Source organism: Saccharopolyspora sp. ASAGF58 (assembly GCF_012277335.1).
GTDB lineage: Bacteria > Actinomycetota > Actinomycetes > Mycobacteriales > Pseudonocardiaceae > Saccharopolyspora > Saccharopolyspora hattusasensis.
This window is the reverse complement of record NZ_CP040605.1, coordinates 6858520-6873397: the sequence shown is the minus strand read 5'-3', so window position 1 is coordinate 6873397 and position 14878 is coordinate 6858520. Positions and strand designations below refer to the sequence as shown.

General features: G+C 67.6%; 11 protein-coding genes and 1 pseudogene. 9 read left to right on the top strand and 3 right to left on the bottom strand.

The window, feature by feature from the left end; translation table 11 throughout:
• Positions 1–359 precede the first annotated feature (359 nt).
• The 3 genes from FDZ84_RS39615 to FDZ84_RS32305 all read right to left on the bottom strand — a co-directional run bounded on the left by FDZ84_RS39615 (position 360) and on the right by FDZ84_RS32305 (position 3887).
• Positions 360–716 (bottom strand): hypothetical protein, encoded by a 357-nt coding sequence (locus FDZ84_RS39615; protein WP_246868583.1) that lies wholly within the window; start codon positions 714–716, stop codon positions 360–362.
• Positions 717–1518: 802 nt separating this feature from the next.
• The gene (locus FDZ84_RS32310) at positions 1519–2964 is read right to left on the bottom strand and encodes an MFS transporter (protein ID WP_168588939.1); all 1446 of its coding nucleotides are present in this window, start codon (positions 2962–2964) and stop codon (positions 1519–1521) included.
• A gap of 137 nt (positions 2965–3101) precedes the next feature.
• Positions 3102–3887: an IclR family transcriptional regulator gene (locus tag FDZ84_RS32305; protein WP_168588938.1), complete on the bottom strand. Its 786-nt coding sequence runs from the start codon at positions 3885–3887 to the stop codon at positions 3102–3104.
• Positions 3888–4008: 121 nt separating this feature from the next.
• Here FDZ84_RS32305 and FDZ84_RS32300 point away from each other — a divergent pair, with 121 nt between their 5' ends.
• From FDZ84_RS32300 to FDZ84_RS32260, 9 genes and pseudogenes are all read left to right on the top strand, one after another.
• A complete protein-coding gene (locus tag FDZ84_RS32300; protein ID WP_168588937.1) occupies positions 4009–4356 on the top strand; it encodes a bifunctional 3-phenylpropionate/cinnamic acid dioxygenase ferredoxin subunit in 348 nt (115 codons plus the stop codon).
• The gene (locus FDZ84_RS32295) at positions 4356–5531 is read left to right on the top strand and encodes an NAD(P)/FAD-dependent oxidoreductase (RefSeq protein WP_168590512.1); all 1176 of its coding nucleotides are present in this window, start codon (positions 4356–4358) and stop codon (positions 5529–5531) included. The genes FDZ84_RS32300 and FDZ84_RS32295 overlap by 1 nt, the downstream gene beginning before the upstream one ends.
• Positions 5532–5689: 158 nt before the next feature.
• Positions 5690–6832, top strand: a complete 1143-nt coding sequence (locus FDZ84_RS32290; protein WP_168588936.1) for an aromatic ring-hydroxylating dioxygenase subunit alpha — start codon at positions 5690–5692, stop codon at positions 6830–6832.
• A gap of 159 nt (positions 6833–6991) precedes the next feature.
• Positions 6992–7189: pseudogene (locus tag FDZ84_RS32285) on the top strand (hypothetical protein); the annotation flags it as partial.
• A gap of 139 nt (positions 7190–7328) precedes the next feature.
• Entirely contained in the window at positions 7329–8567 is a 1239-nt protein-coding gene (locus tag FDZ84_RS32280; RefSeq protein ID WP_168588935.1) for a sarcosine oxidase subunit beta family protein, read from the top strand.
• A gap of 14 nt (positions 8568–8581) precedes the next feature.
• Positions 8582–8884, top strand: a complete 303-nt coding sequence (locus FDZ84_RS32275; protein ID WP_168588934.1) for a sarcosine oxidase subunit delta — start codon at positions 8582–8584, stop codon at positions 8882–8884.
• Positions 8881–11661 carry a 2Fe-2S iron-sulfur cluster-binding protein gene (locus FDZ84_RS32270; RefSeq protein WP_168588933.1) on the top strand — a complete coding sequence of 927 codons (2781 nt, stop codon included), beginning with the start codon at positions 8881–8883 and terminating at the stop codon, positions 11659–11661. Before FDZ84_RS32275 ends, FDZ84_RS32270 begins: the two co-directional genes overlap by 4 nt.
• Positions 11654–12250 carry a sarcosine oxidase subunit gamma gene (locus tag FDZ84_RS32265; RefSeq protein ID WP_168588932.1) on the top strand — a complete coding sequence of 199 codons (597 nt, stop codon included), beginning with the start codon at positions 11654–11656 and terminating at the stop codon, positions 12248–12250. Before FDZ84_RS32270 ends, FDZ84_RS32265 begins: the two co-directional genes overlap by 8 nt.
• A gap of 98 nt (positions 12251–12348) precedes the next feature.
• Positions 12349–14823, top strand: coding sequence for an FAD-dependent oxidoreductase (locus FDZ84_RS32260; protein WP_168588931.1), 2475 nt, complete (start codon positions 12349–12351; stop codon positions 14821–14823).
• The last annotated feature ends 55 nt before the right edge of the window (positions 14824–14878 follow it).

The following is a 14878-nucleotide window of genomic DNA, read 5'->3' as shown; positions in this document are numbered from 1 at the left end:
CGGTGGGTGCGGGATTCGTCTCGGTCGGCCATTCTCCTAGGTGGTGTGGGTGGTGATGATCGCTGCGTTCCGAGGTGGCCCGTGCGCGGTTTTCGGGGCTATAGCGCTCGAAACCGCTCACGACATAAACGTCCCGATCAATATCGGTGTCCGGGCACGTCGACACGTTGTGCCGGGACAACCTGCCGCCACGCGAGCAGTGGCCGCCGGCACGCCGGAAAACCGAAGGCCACCACGCACTTCCACCGCGACGTGCTGGACCGACGACCTGATCATCTCCGTGGGCTACAACATCGCGGGCCGGCGCTTCGTGCTCCGCGAGCTCACCCGGGCCTGAACTCGCGAAGCGGGCTGGATCGTCACGGCTTCCCGCGTTCGTCGACGAGTTGGTGGAGTGCGGAGAGACCGTTGTGGACCTCGGCGAAACTGGTGCTCAGCGGGGCGAGGCCGATGCGGATTCCGTCCGGTGCACGGAAGTCCGGGATGACAGCGCGTTGCCAGAGCAGCTCGGTGACCTCCCGGAAGTCGGCTCGGCGCACTGTGATGTGGCCGCCGCGGCGCTCGGGTTCGCGTGGTGAGGCCAGCTGCACGCCCCGGTCGAACAGCCACGCGTCCGCCAGTTCGAGGGCGTATTGGGTCAGCAGCGACGACTTCGCGCGGACTGCTTCGATCCCCGCTTCCTCGAGCATGTCCAGGCCGGTGAGCAGCGGGAGCATCGCCAGGATCGGGGCGTGCCGCTGAGCAGCCCGCGGATGCCGTCGGCGGGTTGGTACCCGGGCCCCATCGTGAACGGTTCGCGATGTCCCATCCAGCCCCAGATCGGCTGCTGCTGTGCGAGCCCGTGGTGGCGCTGGTTGACGTAGCCGAAGGCAGGAGATCCGGGCCCGCCATTGAGGTACTTGTAGGTGCAGCCGACGGCGAAATCGGCGTCCCACGCGTCGAGGTGCACGGGTACCGAACCGACCGAATGGCAGAGGTCCCACAGCACCAACGCACCGGCTCGGTGTGCCGTGCGCGTGATGGCTTCGGCCATCGACCATTGATTCTCCCCACGCTCCGCCCGAGCAGGGGGAGCCGACTCCGGTCCATGTCGAATTCTAGACGAACGTTACGAACAAACAATACTCGATCCTGCGGTGTGACGGGCCGGGGCGGACGTGCATGCCAGCTGTGGACGATCTGCCGAAAACGATGCACGGGTGCCGCGTCGTGCGCCGATGGGTGTCGCTGGTGCGCATGTACGCCACCAACGCGACACTTCGACCCGGTGTTTCCCACGTCCGTGCCATGCTCCCGACCCTCCTGGACTTCGTCAGCCGTACCGGGTTTCCGGCTGAGCAGGTCACCCCGCTCACCGCTGACTGGGAAGACGTGCCCAGCGCTTTCGCAGCAAGGACGACCAATCTCGTGCTTCGCCGCGATCCACTCTCGGCCGACGCCTGGACCGGGGAATGCGCACGGTCATCGTGAAGGGGCAATGTGCGTATTGGGGCTTGCTGCGTCCGCGGGCGCGGTTCGTCATCTCCGTCGGCGCGCTGACGTATTCTCCAACGGCACGCCGTCTTTCGAGAGCTTCGGTGCGGGTAGGTCCGCGCTGGAGGTGAGCGGCGCCGCCCCTGCCAGCGGCTGTCCGGCCGGCTCTTTGAGGAACAAGGCGCTCACGAGCCCGATTGCACCTGCCCCGGTGAGGTAGTAGCCAGGCCAGTCGAGGTTGCCGGTCGTGGTCACCGCGACACCGATGACCGTGGGCGCCGTGCCCGCGAACGCGGAAACGAAGAAGTTGAAGATGATGGCGAGGCTGCCGTACCGGATGAAGGTGGGAAAGAGCGCGGGCAGTGTCGAAGGGGTCACCGCCGCGAAGCAAAGCAGCGCGAAACCCATGATCAGCAAGCCGAGGACCTGGCCGGTGAGCCCCGCTCTCAGCAGCCAGACCGAAGGCAGGCCGAGCAGGACGAGCGAGACGCTGCCGGTAATCAGGATCGGCTTCCTGCCGATCCTGTCGCTGAGTTTGCCGACGAACACGATGATGCAGAGCATCGCCAGCATGACGGCCACCTGGAGCGTGGTCGAGAGCGCCTCGCTGGTCCCGCTTTTGCCGTAGGCCGGTAGGGTGCCAGTCAGGTAGGTCGGCACGTAGTTCGTCAGAACGTAGTTGGTGACGTTCCAGGCCACGATCAGTCCGCCAGCGATCAGCGCCGCCGAGCGGTAATGGGTCACCAAGATCTGGAAGACACGTCGCAGCGACATGGTGGCCATCGCCGGTGAACGCTCCATCAGCTGCCGGAACGCGGGCGTCTCCTCCAGGCGCATCCGCAGGTAGATCCCGGTGATGCCCACCGGAATGGCGAGCATGAAGGGCAGCCGCCATCCCCAGGTCAACAGATCGTCCGCCGGCAGCACGGCGACCAGGATCGTGCAGATTCCCGCGCCGAGGGTGTACCCGACCAGCGTGCCAAACTCCAGCCAGCTGCCCAGGAAACCGCGCCGCCGGTCGGGGGCGTACTCCGCGACGAGGGTCAGTGCTCCGGTGTACTCGCCGCCTGCGGAAAAGCCCTGCAGCATCCGGATGAACAACACGATCAACGGTGCCGCGATCCCGATCGCGCCGTAGCTGGGAACGAGCCCGAGTAGTGCAGTGGCGATCGCCATCAGGAGAACCGTGGCGGAGAGGACCCTGGTCCGGCCGATGCGGTCACCCAGCGGGCCGAGGATGAGTCCGCCGAGCGGGCGAACCAAGAACGCGGCGGCGAACGTGCCCAGGGTGAACACCGCCGCCCACTCCCCGGCATCGGGGAAGAAAACCCGATCCAGGGCGATTGCTGCGAGATAGGAATAGATGCCGAAGTCGTACCACTCGGCGACGTTTCCCAGTGTTGCAGCCGTTGTCGCGCGACGAATGGTCTGCGCATCCGCGACGGCTACCTGGTCGACCGCGGCCCGAGGATCTTCGGTCGCCCCGCTCACCCGGCCGCTCCATTCCGTCCCATGCACAACGAAGACGTGCGGTGGCGTGAATTCATGATCACCCGTGTTTCATGAGACTGATATATCTATGCAAGTTATTAGATGTGTTAGTTAGTGGTCAAGGGTCGCTGCGCCGGCTACGGGACCGCGAGACTTTGCAAGCGATCGAGGATCTCCTCTGCGGCTTGGACGAGAATGCGTGAAATGCCCTGGAAGTCCGCGGGGCGGAGATGGGCCTCGTCCGCCGATACGCTCAGCGCTCCGGCGATGCGCCCGCCCGGGCCGCGCACCGGGACGGCGACGGTGTGGAGATCGGGTTCGAACTCGCCGCTGGCGGCTGCCCAGCCGCGGTCGCGCACCCGGTTCAGGTCTGCCAGCAAGGCGCCGCGCGAGGTAACGGTGTGCGGGGTGAAACGCCGCAGCGGTTGCTTCAGGGCGTCGTCGAGCTCCTCGAATCCGAAGCTCGCCAGCAGCACTTTTCCGCTCGCAGTCGCATGGAGCGGGACTCGGAGGCCGATCCAGTTGCGCTCAGTGCTCGGCTCCTGCACGACGGCGGTCGCACCGCCGCCCTCGAAGACGCTGAGGCTCACCGTTCCGCGCAGTTCGGATGCCAGCCGAGCGCAGATCGGCCTGCTTTCGCCGGCGATGTCCAGTTGTGCCGCCGTCGCTCCGGCGAGCCGGACGATGCCGAATCCGAGCCGGTATCTTCCGCGCGGGCCTACCTGTTCGACGAACCGGTGCTTCTCCAGGGCGGTCATGAGGCGGGATGCCGTGGACTTGTGGACCCCCAGTTCGCGGGCCAGCTCGGTCACGCCGGCCGGTCCGCGCTGGGCCAGAAGGACGAGCATCGACAGCGCCCGGTCGACGGCCTGGGTCTGCGTCCGGGGCTCAGACTTGGCCGCGATCTTGTTGTTGTTGTGCATGTTGCAACTCCGAACCTGAGGTGAGTCGATCTGGGATCGGTTAATTGACGGGAAACGATAAGTGCCGGATGCTCTGTTGCGAATAGCACGTCGTGTTCCGCAATAAGCAACAGGAGCAACGATGATCTTAGTTGGCGCGGTGTCCGACATCCCGGTCGGGGAGTCCGTACGTGTGCAGGGCAGCGTGACGATCGCGGTCTTCAACGCGGACGGCATCCTCTACGCGATCGACGACACGTGCACCCACCAGGATGCTTCGCTGTCGGACGGCTGGCTCGAAGGATGCGCGGTCGAATGTCCGCTGCACGCCGCCTGCTTCGATCTCCGCACCGGACGGCCCAGCGGGCCGCCCGCGCGGAAACCGGTGCGCACGCACGAAGTCGTCATCTCCGACGGTCAGGTCTACGTGCACGAGTCGGTGGAAGTCGAGGCGGTAGTCGTAGGGGCGCTTACGGAAGAGGTCCGATGATGCGGACGATCACTGTTGTCGGGGCTTCTCTCGCCGGGCTCACGGCGACCCGCGCGCTGCGTGATCAGGGTTTCGAGGGGCGCATCGTCGTGGTCGGCGACGAAGCTCACGCGCCTTACGATCGCCCCCCGCTGTCGAAGGAGTTCTTGGGCGGAACGGTTTCGGAAGACGACCTGAAGCTGGCGACTCCTGAGGACGCCGCACTGCTCGCGGAGTGGCGCCTCGGATGCACCGCGACTGCCCTCGACACTGGTGGGCGGGCGGTGGTGCTCGACGACGGTGAACGGATCGTGTCCGACGGCGTGGTGCTGGCGACCGGTGCCCGGGCCAGGAACCTCCCTGGGGAGATGCCCAAGGGAGTGCACACCCTCCGCACGCTCGACGATGCCATGGTGCTGCGCGAGGAGTTGGTCGCGGGAGCCCGTCTGGTTGTGATCGGGGCGGGGTTCATCGGTTCCGAGATCGCGTCGACGGCGGTGGGATTGGGCGTCGAGGTCGATGTCGTCGAGGCTGCGCCCGTGCCGCTGCTGAAGCCGCTCGGCGCTGAGATGGGCGAGATCTGCGCCGGGCTGCACGCCACCAGGGGAGTCTGGCTGCACACCGGCGTTTCGCTCGCCGAGCTGGTCGGCAGCACGCAGGTGAAGGCCGTCCGCCTGACCGATGGCCGCGAACTCCCCGCCGATGTGGTGGTGGTCGGGATCGGGGCGGCACCGTCCGTGGATTGGCTGAGCGGGTCGGGCGTCGACCTCGACGATGGTGTGGTGACCGATGCGCAGGGCGTCACAAACATCCCTGGCGTTGTCGCGGTCGGCGACTGCGCCAACTCCCACCGGAACTACCTCGGCTCGGCCCGACGCATGGAGCACTGGACCAATGCCGTGCAGCAGCCGGTTGCGGCAGTGTCCGCTCTCCTCGGTCGGAGCTACCTGCCGCCAGCGCATCACGAGGTGCCGTACTTCTGGTCGGACCAATATGGTCACAAGATCCAATTCGCCGGCCACCGCACCGCGGATTCGACGATCGAAGTGCTCGAGGGCGACCTCGAATCGCTCGACTTTCTCGCGCTCTACCGCGATCAGGCCGGCAATCCGGTAGCAGTTCTCGCGGTCGACCGCGCCCGCTCGTTCGGGAGATGGCGTCGCCAGCTAGCGGGATTCCGGCCGGCGCAGCGCTGATCCGGCGAACGTTGGGTCCTTCTCATCCATTTCCGTCCCCGTGCTGGCGCGGTGATCCTCGGGCACCGGCTCGGCCCGGGTGTTTCCTCGAGCTCTCTGCTGCCCAGGATCCGCGCCGACTATTCATCGCCGCATTGAAATAGAGGGAAAGGATTGTTGTGAGCTCCGTCGAAGTCCACAGCCAGCAGCCGGAATCCGCCTCCAGCCTGATTCCGACCTTGCCCGGATCGCATTACACCGATGCCGCGGTCTTCGAGATCGAGCAGTCCCGGATCTTCCAGCGCAACTGGTTCGCCGCGGCCCGCAGCAGTGACATGGCAACACCGGGCAGCTTCCGCAACGTCGACGTCGGAGGGGAGAGCGTGCTGATCGTGCGTGGCCGCGACGGCGCTTTGCGAGCTTTCCTCAACGTGTGCCGGCACCGCGGCGCACGCCTGTGCCTCGAAGAGTCCGGATCGGTCCGCAGGTCCTTGCAGTGCCCTTACCACGCGTGGACCTACGGCCTCGATGGCTCGCTCATCGCGGCACCGAATCTGAACTCCATGCACGACGTGAACCGCGACGAATACGGCCTCATCGGCGTCGCCCTGCAGGAATGGCTCGGAACTGTCTGGGTCTGCCTCGCCGACGAGCCGCCGTCCTTCGCCGACACGGTACAGGCAGCGGTTGCAGCCCGGCTCGGTGATTCCGACGTCATCGACGGGTGGGGGATCGACGACCTCGTGGTCGGTCGCCGGATCACTTACGACGTGAAGGCGAACTGGAAGCTCATCGTCGAAAACTTCATGGAGTGCTACCACTGCGCGACCATCCATCCTGAACTGACTGAAGTGCTGCCCGAGTTCGCCGATGGCTACGCGGCGCAGTACTTCGTGGGGCACGGAGCGGAGTTCGGCGAGGAGATCACCGGCTTCACGGTGGACGGGCAGAGCGGCTTCGAAACCCTCTCAGGCGTTGACGAAGACCACGATCGGCGCTACTACGCGATCACGATCAACCCCCAGGTGTTCATCAACCTCGTCCCGGACCACGTGATCTTCCACCGCATGTACCCGGTGGCGGTGGACCGGACGATCGTCGAGTGCGACTGGCTCTACACGCAGGAGGTCATCGACAGCGGGGCCGATCTCTCGCGTTCGGTAGAGCTCTTCCACCGGGTCAACCAGCAGGACTTCGACGCATGCGAGCGTTGCCAGCCGGCGATGTCCTCGCGGGCATACGCATCGGGTGGTGTGCTGGTTCCCAGCGAGCACCACATCGGCGAGTTCCGGGATTGGGTGGCGGCCGCGATCTCCGGATGACGTCGGCCTGCCGGGAATCCCAGTTGATGACGTTCCGCGAGCCGACACCTTATGGTGCCGACGTTGGCCAGTGCCCGTCCGGCGCTGGTCTTCCCGTGGCGATACCCGCCGCCAGCACAGTGCTGGTTTTACATGGGCTTCCATCGGGCTGTCACGACCGCCACCGGGCGGTCCTACTCCACCTTCGACACGATCGCCGGCTCGATCAGCCGGACTCTGCTTGCCCTCCCAGGCGAAACCATCGTGCATACCGGGCATGGTGACTCGACCACCATCGGTGCCGAGGCGCCGCACCTGGAGGTGTGGATGGCGCGGGGACATCTCCCGAATTCCGGGAGATGTCCCCCGGGCTGTTGACCGAGCCCGGCGCCGAGGTTAACTTGACCTGTAACTGATATATCAACCATCGAACACAGATACACGGGAGGTCGACCCGTATGTCCACAACGGTTGATCGTCAAGCGGTCCCGAGAGCCGAACGCCCGGAGCTGCAGGCATGAGTGCAACCACCACGCCTCCTGGCGCGCAGCTGCCCGAACATCCTGACTTCCTCTGGCGCAACCCGGAACCGAAGAAGTCCTACGACGTGGTCATCGTCGGTGGCGGTGGGCACGGCCTGGCGACCGCGCACTACCTGGCGAAGAACCACGGCATCACCAACGTCGCTGTTCTGGAGAAGGGCTGGCTCGCGGGCGGCAACATGGCCCGCAACACCACGCTGATCCGGTCCAACTACCTGTGGGACGAATCCGCGGCGATCTACGAGCACTCCCTGAAGCTGTGGGAGGGCCTGGAGGAGGACCTCGGCTACCCGATCCTGTTCTCGCAGCGCGGTGTGCTCAACCTCGCGCACACCGAGCAGGACGTCCGCGATTCGGTCCGCCGCGTGGAGGCCAACAAGCTCAACGGGATCGACGCGGAGTGGATCGGACCCGAGGACGTCAAGGAGATCTGCCCGATCGTCAACATCTCCGCCGATATCCGCTACCCGGTCCAGGGCGCGACGTATCAGCCGCGCGCGGGCATCGCCAAGCACGATTACGTGGCCTGGGGCTTCGCGCGCCGCGCGGACGAGGCCGGGATCGACGTGATCCAGAACTGCGAGGTGACCGGGTTCGCCGTGGACGGTGACCGGGTGACCGGGGTGCGCACCTCCCGCGGCGACATCGCCTGCGGCACCGTGGCACTCTGCGCGGCCGGGCACACGTCGGTGCTGCTGGACATGCTCGGTGTGCGCACCCCGCTGCAATCGCACCCGCTGCAGGCGCTGGTTTCCGAGCTGCTGGAGCCGGTGCACCCGACGATCGTGATGTCCAACGCCGTGCACGTGTACGTCTCCCAGGCGCACAAGGGCGAACTGGTGATGGGTGCGGGTGTGGACTCCTACAACGGCTACGGCCAGCGTGGTGCCTTCCACATCATCGAGCGCCAGATGGCTGCTGCGGTCGAGCTGTTCCCGGTGTTCGCGCGGGCGCACCTGCTGCGCTCCTGGGCGGGCATCGTGGACGTCACCCCGGACGCGAGCCCGATCGTTGGCCACACCCCGTACGAGAACCTGTTCGTCAACTCGGGGTGGGGGACCGGCGGTTTCAAAGCCACGCCGGGGATCGGTTGGTGCTACGCGCACACCATCGCCCACGGCGCGCCACACCCGTACGTCGCCCCGTTCGGCCTCGACCGGTTCACCACCGGCGCGCTCGTCGACGAGCACGGCGCTGCGGCCGTCGCCCACTGAATCCGAGGACTGCCATGCAACTCATCCACTGCCCGTGGTGCGGCCCCCGCGAGGAGGTCGAGTTCCACTACGGCGGCCAGGCCGACATCGCCTACCCAGAAAAGCCCGCCCAACTGTCGGACCAGGAATGGGCGGAGTTCGTGTTCTACCGCGACAACCCCAAGGGGCCGTTCGCGGAACGCTGGAGCCACAGCCTCGGCTGCCGCCGCTGGTTCAACGCCGTCCGCGACACCCGCACCTACGAGTTCCTCGCCACCTACGACGTCGGTGAACCGGTCGCCGGCGTGGCGCGGGCCGAACAGGAGGTGCACCAATGAGCCGGGTCGACGGATACGGCCGCATTGACCGCAGCCGCACGCTCACCTTCACCTTCGACGGCCGGACCTACACCGGCCACCCGGGTGACACGCTCGCTTCGGCCCTGCTGGCCAACGGCGTCCACCACGTCGGCACCAGTGTGAACTTGGGCCGCCCGCACGGGATCGGAGCCGCCTGGACCGAAGACCCCACCGGCCTGGTGCAGATCGAGAAGCCGTTCCCGGAGCCGATGCTGCAGGCCACCACGGTCGAGCTCACCGATGGGCTCGTCGCCCGTGGCGTCAACGGGCAGGGACGTCTCGCCGACGTGCCCGACCCCGCCCGCTACGACCGCAAGCACACCCACACCGACACGCTGGTGATCGGCGCCGGACCGGCCGGGCTGGTCGCCGCCCGCAGCGCGGCGCGCGCGGGGGAGAGCGTCGTCCTCGTCGACGACCGCGTCACCCCTGGCGGCAGCCTCACCGGTACCGAGCGCATCGACGGTCGTCCGGCCCGGGAGTTCGTCGACGAGGTCGTCGCCGAACTGGCGGGGAATCCGGAGGTGCTGCACCTGCAGCGCACCACCGCGTTCGGGCAGTACGACGACGGGTTCGTGCTTGCGCTGGAGCGGCGCACCGACCACCTCGGCACCGCCGCGCCCGCGAACCGCTCCCGGCAGCGGGTACACCGCATCCGTGCGCTCAAGGTCGTCGTCGCCGTCGGCGCGCACGAGCGGCCGATCGTGTTCGAGGACAACGACCGCCCCGGCATCCTGCTCGCCTCCGCAGCACGGGACTACCTGCACCGCTACGGCGTGCTCGCCGGACGCGAGATCGTCGTGTTCACCAGCGACGACACCGCCTATGCCGCGGCGATCGACCTCGCCGACGCGGGCGCGCGCGTGACCATCCTCGACGCGCGGGACACCGCACCCGAGGAATGGAAGAACCATGCCGTGGCACGTGGAACCACGGTCCATCCGTCCACTGTGGTCACCGGAACCGAAGGCGAGGAGCGCGTTTCCGGCGTGCTCGCCCGCAACGCCGGCGGTGCCGTGCGGCTGCCCGCTGACCTGCTGCTGGTCTCCGGCGGCTGGAACCCGGTGGTGCACCTGTTCAGCCACATCAAGGGAGCGCTGGTCTACGACGCCGCGCTCGGCGCCTTCCGCCCGTCCGGAACACTGCCCGGCGTCACCGTGATCGGCGCCGCGAACGGCACCTTCGACCTGGCCGGGGTGGTGCGCGAAGGCGCCGGTGACGGAGCTCCGCCCGTCGACGCCGAACCCGCCCGCACACCGACGAAGGTGTTGTGGCGGACCGAAGGCGACCCGGACCGCCAGTTCGTCGACATCCAGCGCGACGCCACCGTCGCGGACATCCAGCGGGCTGTCGGCGCCGGGCTGCGGTCGGTGGAGCACGTCAAGCGCTACACCACCATCGGCACCGCGCACGATCAGGGCAAGACCTCCGGCGTGATCGCCTCCGGCATCACGGCCGAGCTCCTCGGCCGCCCGATCGAGGAACTGGGCACCACCACCTTCCGTCCGCCGTACACCCCCGTGGCGTTCGCCGCGCTAGCCGGGCGTGAGCACGGCAAGCTGTTCGACCCGGAGCGCACCACCTCGCTGCACGCCTGGCACGTAGCGGCCGGGGCGGTGTTCGAGGACGTCGGGCAGTGGAAGCGCGCGCGTTACTACCCGAAGCCCGGCGAGGACATGGACACCGCCGTGCTGCGCGAGTGCGCCGCCACCCGAGCGAGCGTTGGCATCCTCGACGGCTCCACCCTGGGCAAGATCGACGTTCAGGGCCCGGGTGCCGGGGTGCTGCTCGACCGGATCTACACGAACATGTTGAGCACGCTGAAGGTCGGACGGGTGCGCTACGGCGTGATGTGCGGCAACGACGGCATGGTCATCGACGACGGCACGGTGCTGCGGATCGCGGAGAACCGCTTCCTGGTCACCACGACGACCGGCGGGGCCGCGGCCGTTCTGGAGTGGATGGAGGAGTGGCTCCAGACCGAGTGGCCGGAGCTGCGCGTGCACTTGGCTTCGGTCACCGAGCACTGGGCGGTGTTCCCGGTCGTCGGCCCGCGGTCGAGGGACGTGGTCGGCGCGGTGTTCCCCGACCTCGACGTGTCGAACGAGGCGTTCCCATTCATGGCCTGGAAGGACACCGCACTCGACGGTGTGCCGGTCCGCGTCGCGCGGATTTCCTTCTCCGGCGAGCTGGCCTACGAGGTCAACGTCAACTCCTGGTACGGGTTGTCGCTGTGGAAGCGTTTGCTGGAGGCCGGGAAGCGCTTCGACATCACCCCGTACGGCACCGAGACCATGCACGTGCTGCGCGCGGAGAAGGGCTACCCGATCATCGGGCAGGACACCGATGGCACGGTCACGCCTCAGGACCTCGGCATGAACTGGGTGGTGTCGAAGAAGAAGGAAGACTTCATCGGCAAGCGCTCGTTCGCCCGGCCCGAGAACCACAACCCGCTTCGCAAGCAATTCGTTTCCCTGCTGCCGACCGATGGACTCACCAAGCTGCGCGAGGGCTCGCAGATCGTGGAGCTCCGCGAGGACGGGGCCCTACCCGAGCCGCCGGTCCCGATGCTCGGCCACGTCACCTCCAGCTACCACAGCGCCGAGCTCGGGCGACCGTTCGCGCTCGCACTGGTGAACAACGGCCGCGCCCGCATCGGTGACCTGGTGCACGTTCCGATGGGCGGCAAGCTCATCGAGGCCGAGATCGGCGACACCGTGCTGGTGGACCCGGAAGGAGCACGCCGCGATGGCTGAAACCCTCTACCCCGCGCACCCCCTGCAAGCGTGGAAAGCCGCTCTGGCCGAGCTGACGTGGGCGGTTGACGGGCTGATGGTCAAGCCCGAGGAGCCAGTGGCCGCGGTGGACCTGCGCGTCGATGCTGCAGGACCGGGCGCCGCGGCAGTGGAACGCGCGTTGGGTTCGGCGCTGCCCGTCGAACCCAACACCTGGACCCACACCACGGAAGGCCAGATCATCTGGCTCGGTCCCGATGAGTGGCTGGTGACCAGCAAGAACGCCCGCCCGCACGAGCTGGAGGACTCGCTCGGCCGGGTCGTATCCGCTCACGGCGGCGCGGCCGCGGACGTGTCCGCGCAGCGCACCACCATCCGGCTCAGCGGTGGGCGGGCCCGAGAGTTGCTGTCGTTCGGGTGCTCGATCGACCTGCGATCCTCGGCCTTCCCCAACGGATCGAGCGCGCAGACCAGCATCGGGCAGACCGGTGCACTGATCCTCGCCCTCGGCAGCGGCGACGACTTCCGGCTCTTCGTCCGGCCGTCGTTCGCCGGGTACCTCGCGGATTGGCTGCTCGACACGGCCCAGGAATTCCGCCCCGCCCACTAGCGCCGGGCGTCCTCGATCGTCGGCCCGGCCCGGCTTTCCCATCCTTCACAGGCATCTTCGCAGCGGTCGCAGTGGACCGTATTTAGGAGAGACCCGTCATGAGCACCACCCCTCGTGTCGTCATCATCGGAGCTGGGATCGTCGGTGCGAACCTGGCCGACGAGCTCACCGAGCGCGGCTGGACCGAGGTCGCTGTCGTCGATCAGGGCCCGCTGCCCCTCACCGGAGGCTCGACCTCCCACGCGCCCGGTCTCGTGTACCAGACCAGCGCCTCGAAGGTCATGACCGAGCTGGCAACCTACACGGTGGAGAAGTTCAAGAGCCTCGACGTGGACGGGGCCTGGTGCTTCAACCAGGTCGGCGGCCTCGAGGTCGCCACCACCCCGGAGCGGCTCGCCGACCTGCACCGCAAGCAGGGGTGGGCCACCTCCTGGGGGGTGCCCGGCGAGGTCGTCGGGCCGCAGCGGTGCGCCGAACTGCACCCGCTGCTCGACGGTGAACGGGTGCTCGGTGGGTTCCATACCCCGACGGACGGCTTGGCCAAAGCGTCCCGCGCCGTCGTCGCAGTGGCCCGCCGCGCCGAGTCCCGCGGCGCGGTGTTCCGCGGCTCGACCCGCGTCATCGAGATCCTCCAGCAGGGCGGTCGGGTCACCGGGGTGCGCACCGACGGCGGCGAGGAGATCCCCGCCGACATCGTGGTGTCCTGCGCCGGGTTCTGGGGGCCGGCCGTCGGTGAGCTTGCCGGGATGAAGGTGCCCCTGCTCCCGATGGCCCACCAGTACGTGCGCACCGGGCAGATCGCCGAGCTCCTCGGCCGCAACGACGAGCGGATCGAGGCACGGCTGCCGATCCTGCGCCACCAGGACCACGACCTCTACTACCGCGAGCACAACGACTGCCTCGGCATCGGCTCCTACGCCCACCGCCCCATGCCGGCGCGGCTGTCCGAGCTGCCCGAAATCGACGACGACGATCTCACCGAGGCGGCGATGCCGTCGATGTTGCCGTTCACCGAGGAGGATTTCGCGCCGTCCTGGGAGCACAGCAAGGTGCTGCTGCCGACGCTGCGGGAGGCGAAGATCGAGTCCGGGTTCAACGGCATCTTCTCCTTCACCCCCGACGGCGGACCGCTGGTCGGAGAGTCCCAGCAGGTGGCCGGGTTCTGGATCGCCGAGGCGGTGTGGGTGACCCACTCCGCGGGTGTCGCCCGCGCCGTCGCGCAGCTGCTCGTGGACGGCCGCAGCGACGTCGAACTCCACGGTTGCGACGTTAACCGGTTCGACGAGATCGAGACGACCGAGGCTTACGTCAGCGAGACCTCGCAGCAGAACTTCGTGGAGATCTACGACGTGCGGCACCCGCTGCAACCGAAGCTGTCGCCGCGCGACCTGCGGGTAAGTCCGTTCCACGCGCGGCAGAAGGAACTGGGCGCGTTCTTCCTCGAGGCACACGCCTGGGAGCGGCCGCACTGGTACGAGGCCAACGCGCGCTTGGTCAAGGAACTGCCGACCGACTGGCAGCCGCCGTCGCGCGACGCTTGGTCAGCGATGTTCCACTCGCCGATCGCCGCGGCGGAGGCGTGGAAGACCCGCACTGCGGTCGCCATGTACGACATGACCCCGCTCAAGCGCATCGAGGTCAGCGGCCTGGGGGCGATCGAGTTCCTGCAGCGGCTGACCACCGGCAAGATGGACAAGTCAGTCGGCTCGGTGACCTACACCCTCGCCCTGGACAAGGCCGGTGGTATCCGTTCGGACCTGACCGTCGCCCGGCTCGGCGAGCACCTGTTCCAGGTTGGCGCCAACGGCAACCTCGACCTGGACTACTTCCGGCGCGAGGCACCGGACGACCACAGCGTCCAGATTCGCGACATCACCGGCGGTACCTGCTGCGTCGGCGTGTGGGGGCCGCTGGCGCGTGACCTGGTGCAGCCGTTGAGCGGCGACGACTTCTCCCACGAGGCGCTGAAGTACTTCCGCCTGAAGCACGCACACATCGCCGGCATCCCGGTCACCGCGATGCGACTGTCCTATGTGGGCGAACTCGGCTGGGAGATCTACACCAGCGCCGAATACGGCCAGCGGCTGTGGGATGTGCTGTGGGAAGCGGGGCAACCGCTCGGTGTCATCGCAGCCGGGCGCGCCGCGTTCAACAGCCTCCGCCTGGAGAAGGGCTACCGGTCGTGGGGCAGCGACATGACGACCGAGCACAACCCCTACGAGGCCGGTCTCGGGTTCGCCGTGAACAAGAAGAAGACCGGCTATGTCGGCTACGACGCGATCGCTGGGCTGAGCGACGAAGCGGTCACCAGCCGTCTTGCCTGCCTGACCATCGACGACGGTCGTAGCGTGGTGCTGGGCAACGAACCTGTGTTCCTCGATGGCGAAGCCGCGGGTTATGTGAGCTCGGCCGCGTTCGGCCACACGATCGGTAAGCCCATCGCCTACGCCTGGCTCCCCGCGTCGGCCACGGCAGGCACCTCGGTGGAGATCCAGTACTTCGGGCGGAAGGTGCGCGCCACTGTCGCCGTCGAACCGCTGGTCGACCCGGAAATGGCCCGAATTCGCCGCTGAGCGGCCCCCGAGCAGGGTGCGCGGTCTGCAAACGGTCGGTGTCCGCGCACCCCAC

What these genes read in the sequence shown, in the direction of transcription:
- FDZ84_RS39615 (WP_246868583.1), bottom strand. Translation starts at nt 716, where the DNA reads ATGCTCCCGCTGCTCACCGGCCTGGACATGCTCGAGGAAGCGGGGATC.
- FDZ84_RS32305 (WP_168588938.1), bottom strand. Translation starts at nt 3,887, where the DNA reads ATGCACAACAACAACAAGATCGCGGCCAAGTCTGAGCCCCGGACGCAG.
- FDZ84_RS32300 (WP_168588937.1), top strand. Translation starts at nt 4,009, where the DNA reads ATGATCTTAGTTGGCGCGGTGTCCGACATCCCGGTCGGGGAGTCCGTA.
- FDZ84_RS32295 (WP_168590512.1), top strand. Translation starts at nt 4,356, where the DNA reads ATGCGGACGATCACTGTTGTCGGGGCTTCTCTCGCCGGGCTCACGGCG.
- FDZ84_RS32280 (WP_168588935.1), top strand. Translation starts at nt 7,329, where the DNA reads ATGAGTGCAACCACCACGCCTCCTGGCGCGCAGCTGCCCGAACATCCT.
- FDZ84_RS32275 (WP_168588934.1), top strand. Translation starts at nt 8,582, where the DNA reads ATGCAACTCATCCACTGCCCGTGGTGCGGCCCCCGCGAGGAGGTCGAG.
- FDZ84_RS32270 (WP_168588933.1), top strand. Translation starts at nt 8,881, where the DNA reads ATGAGCCGGGTCGACGGATACGGCCGCATTGACCGCAGCCGCACGCTC.
- FDZ84_RS32265 (WP_168588932.1), top strand. Translation starts at nt 11,654, where the DNA reads ATGGCTGAAACCCTCTACCCCGCGCACCCCCTGCAAGCGTGGAAAGCC.
- FDZ84_RS32260 (WP_168588931.1), top strand. Translation starts at nt 12,349, where the DNA reads ATGAGCACCACCCCTCGTGTCGTCATCATCGGAGCTGGGATCGTCGGT.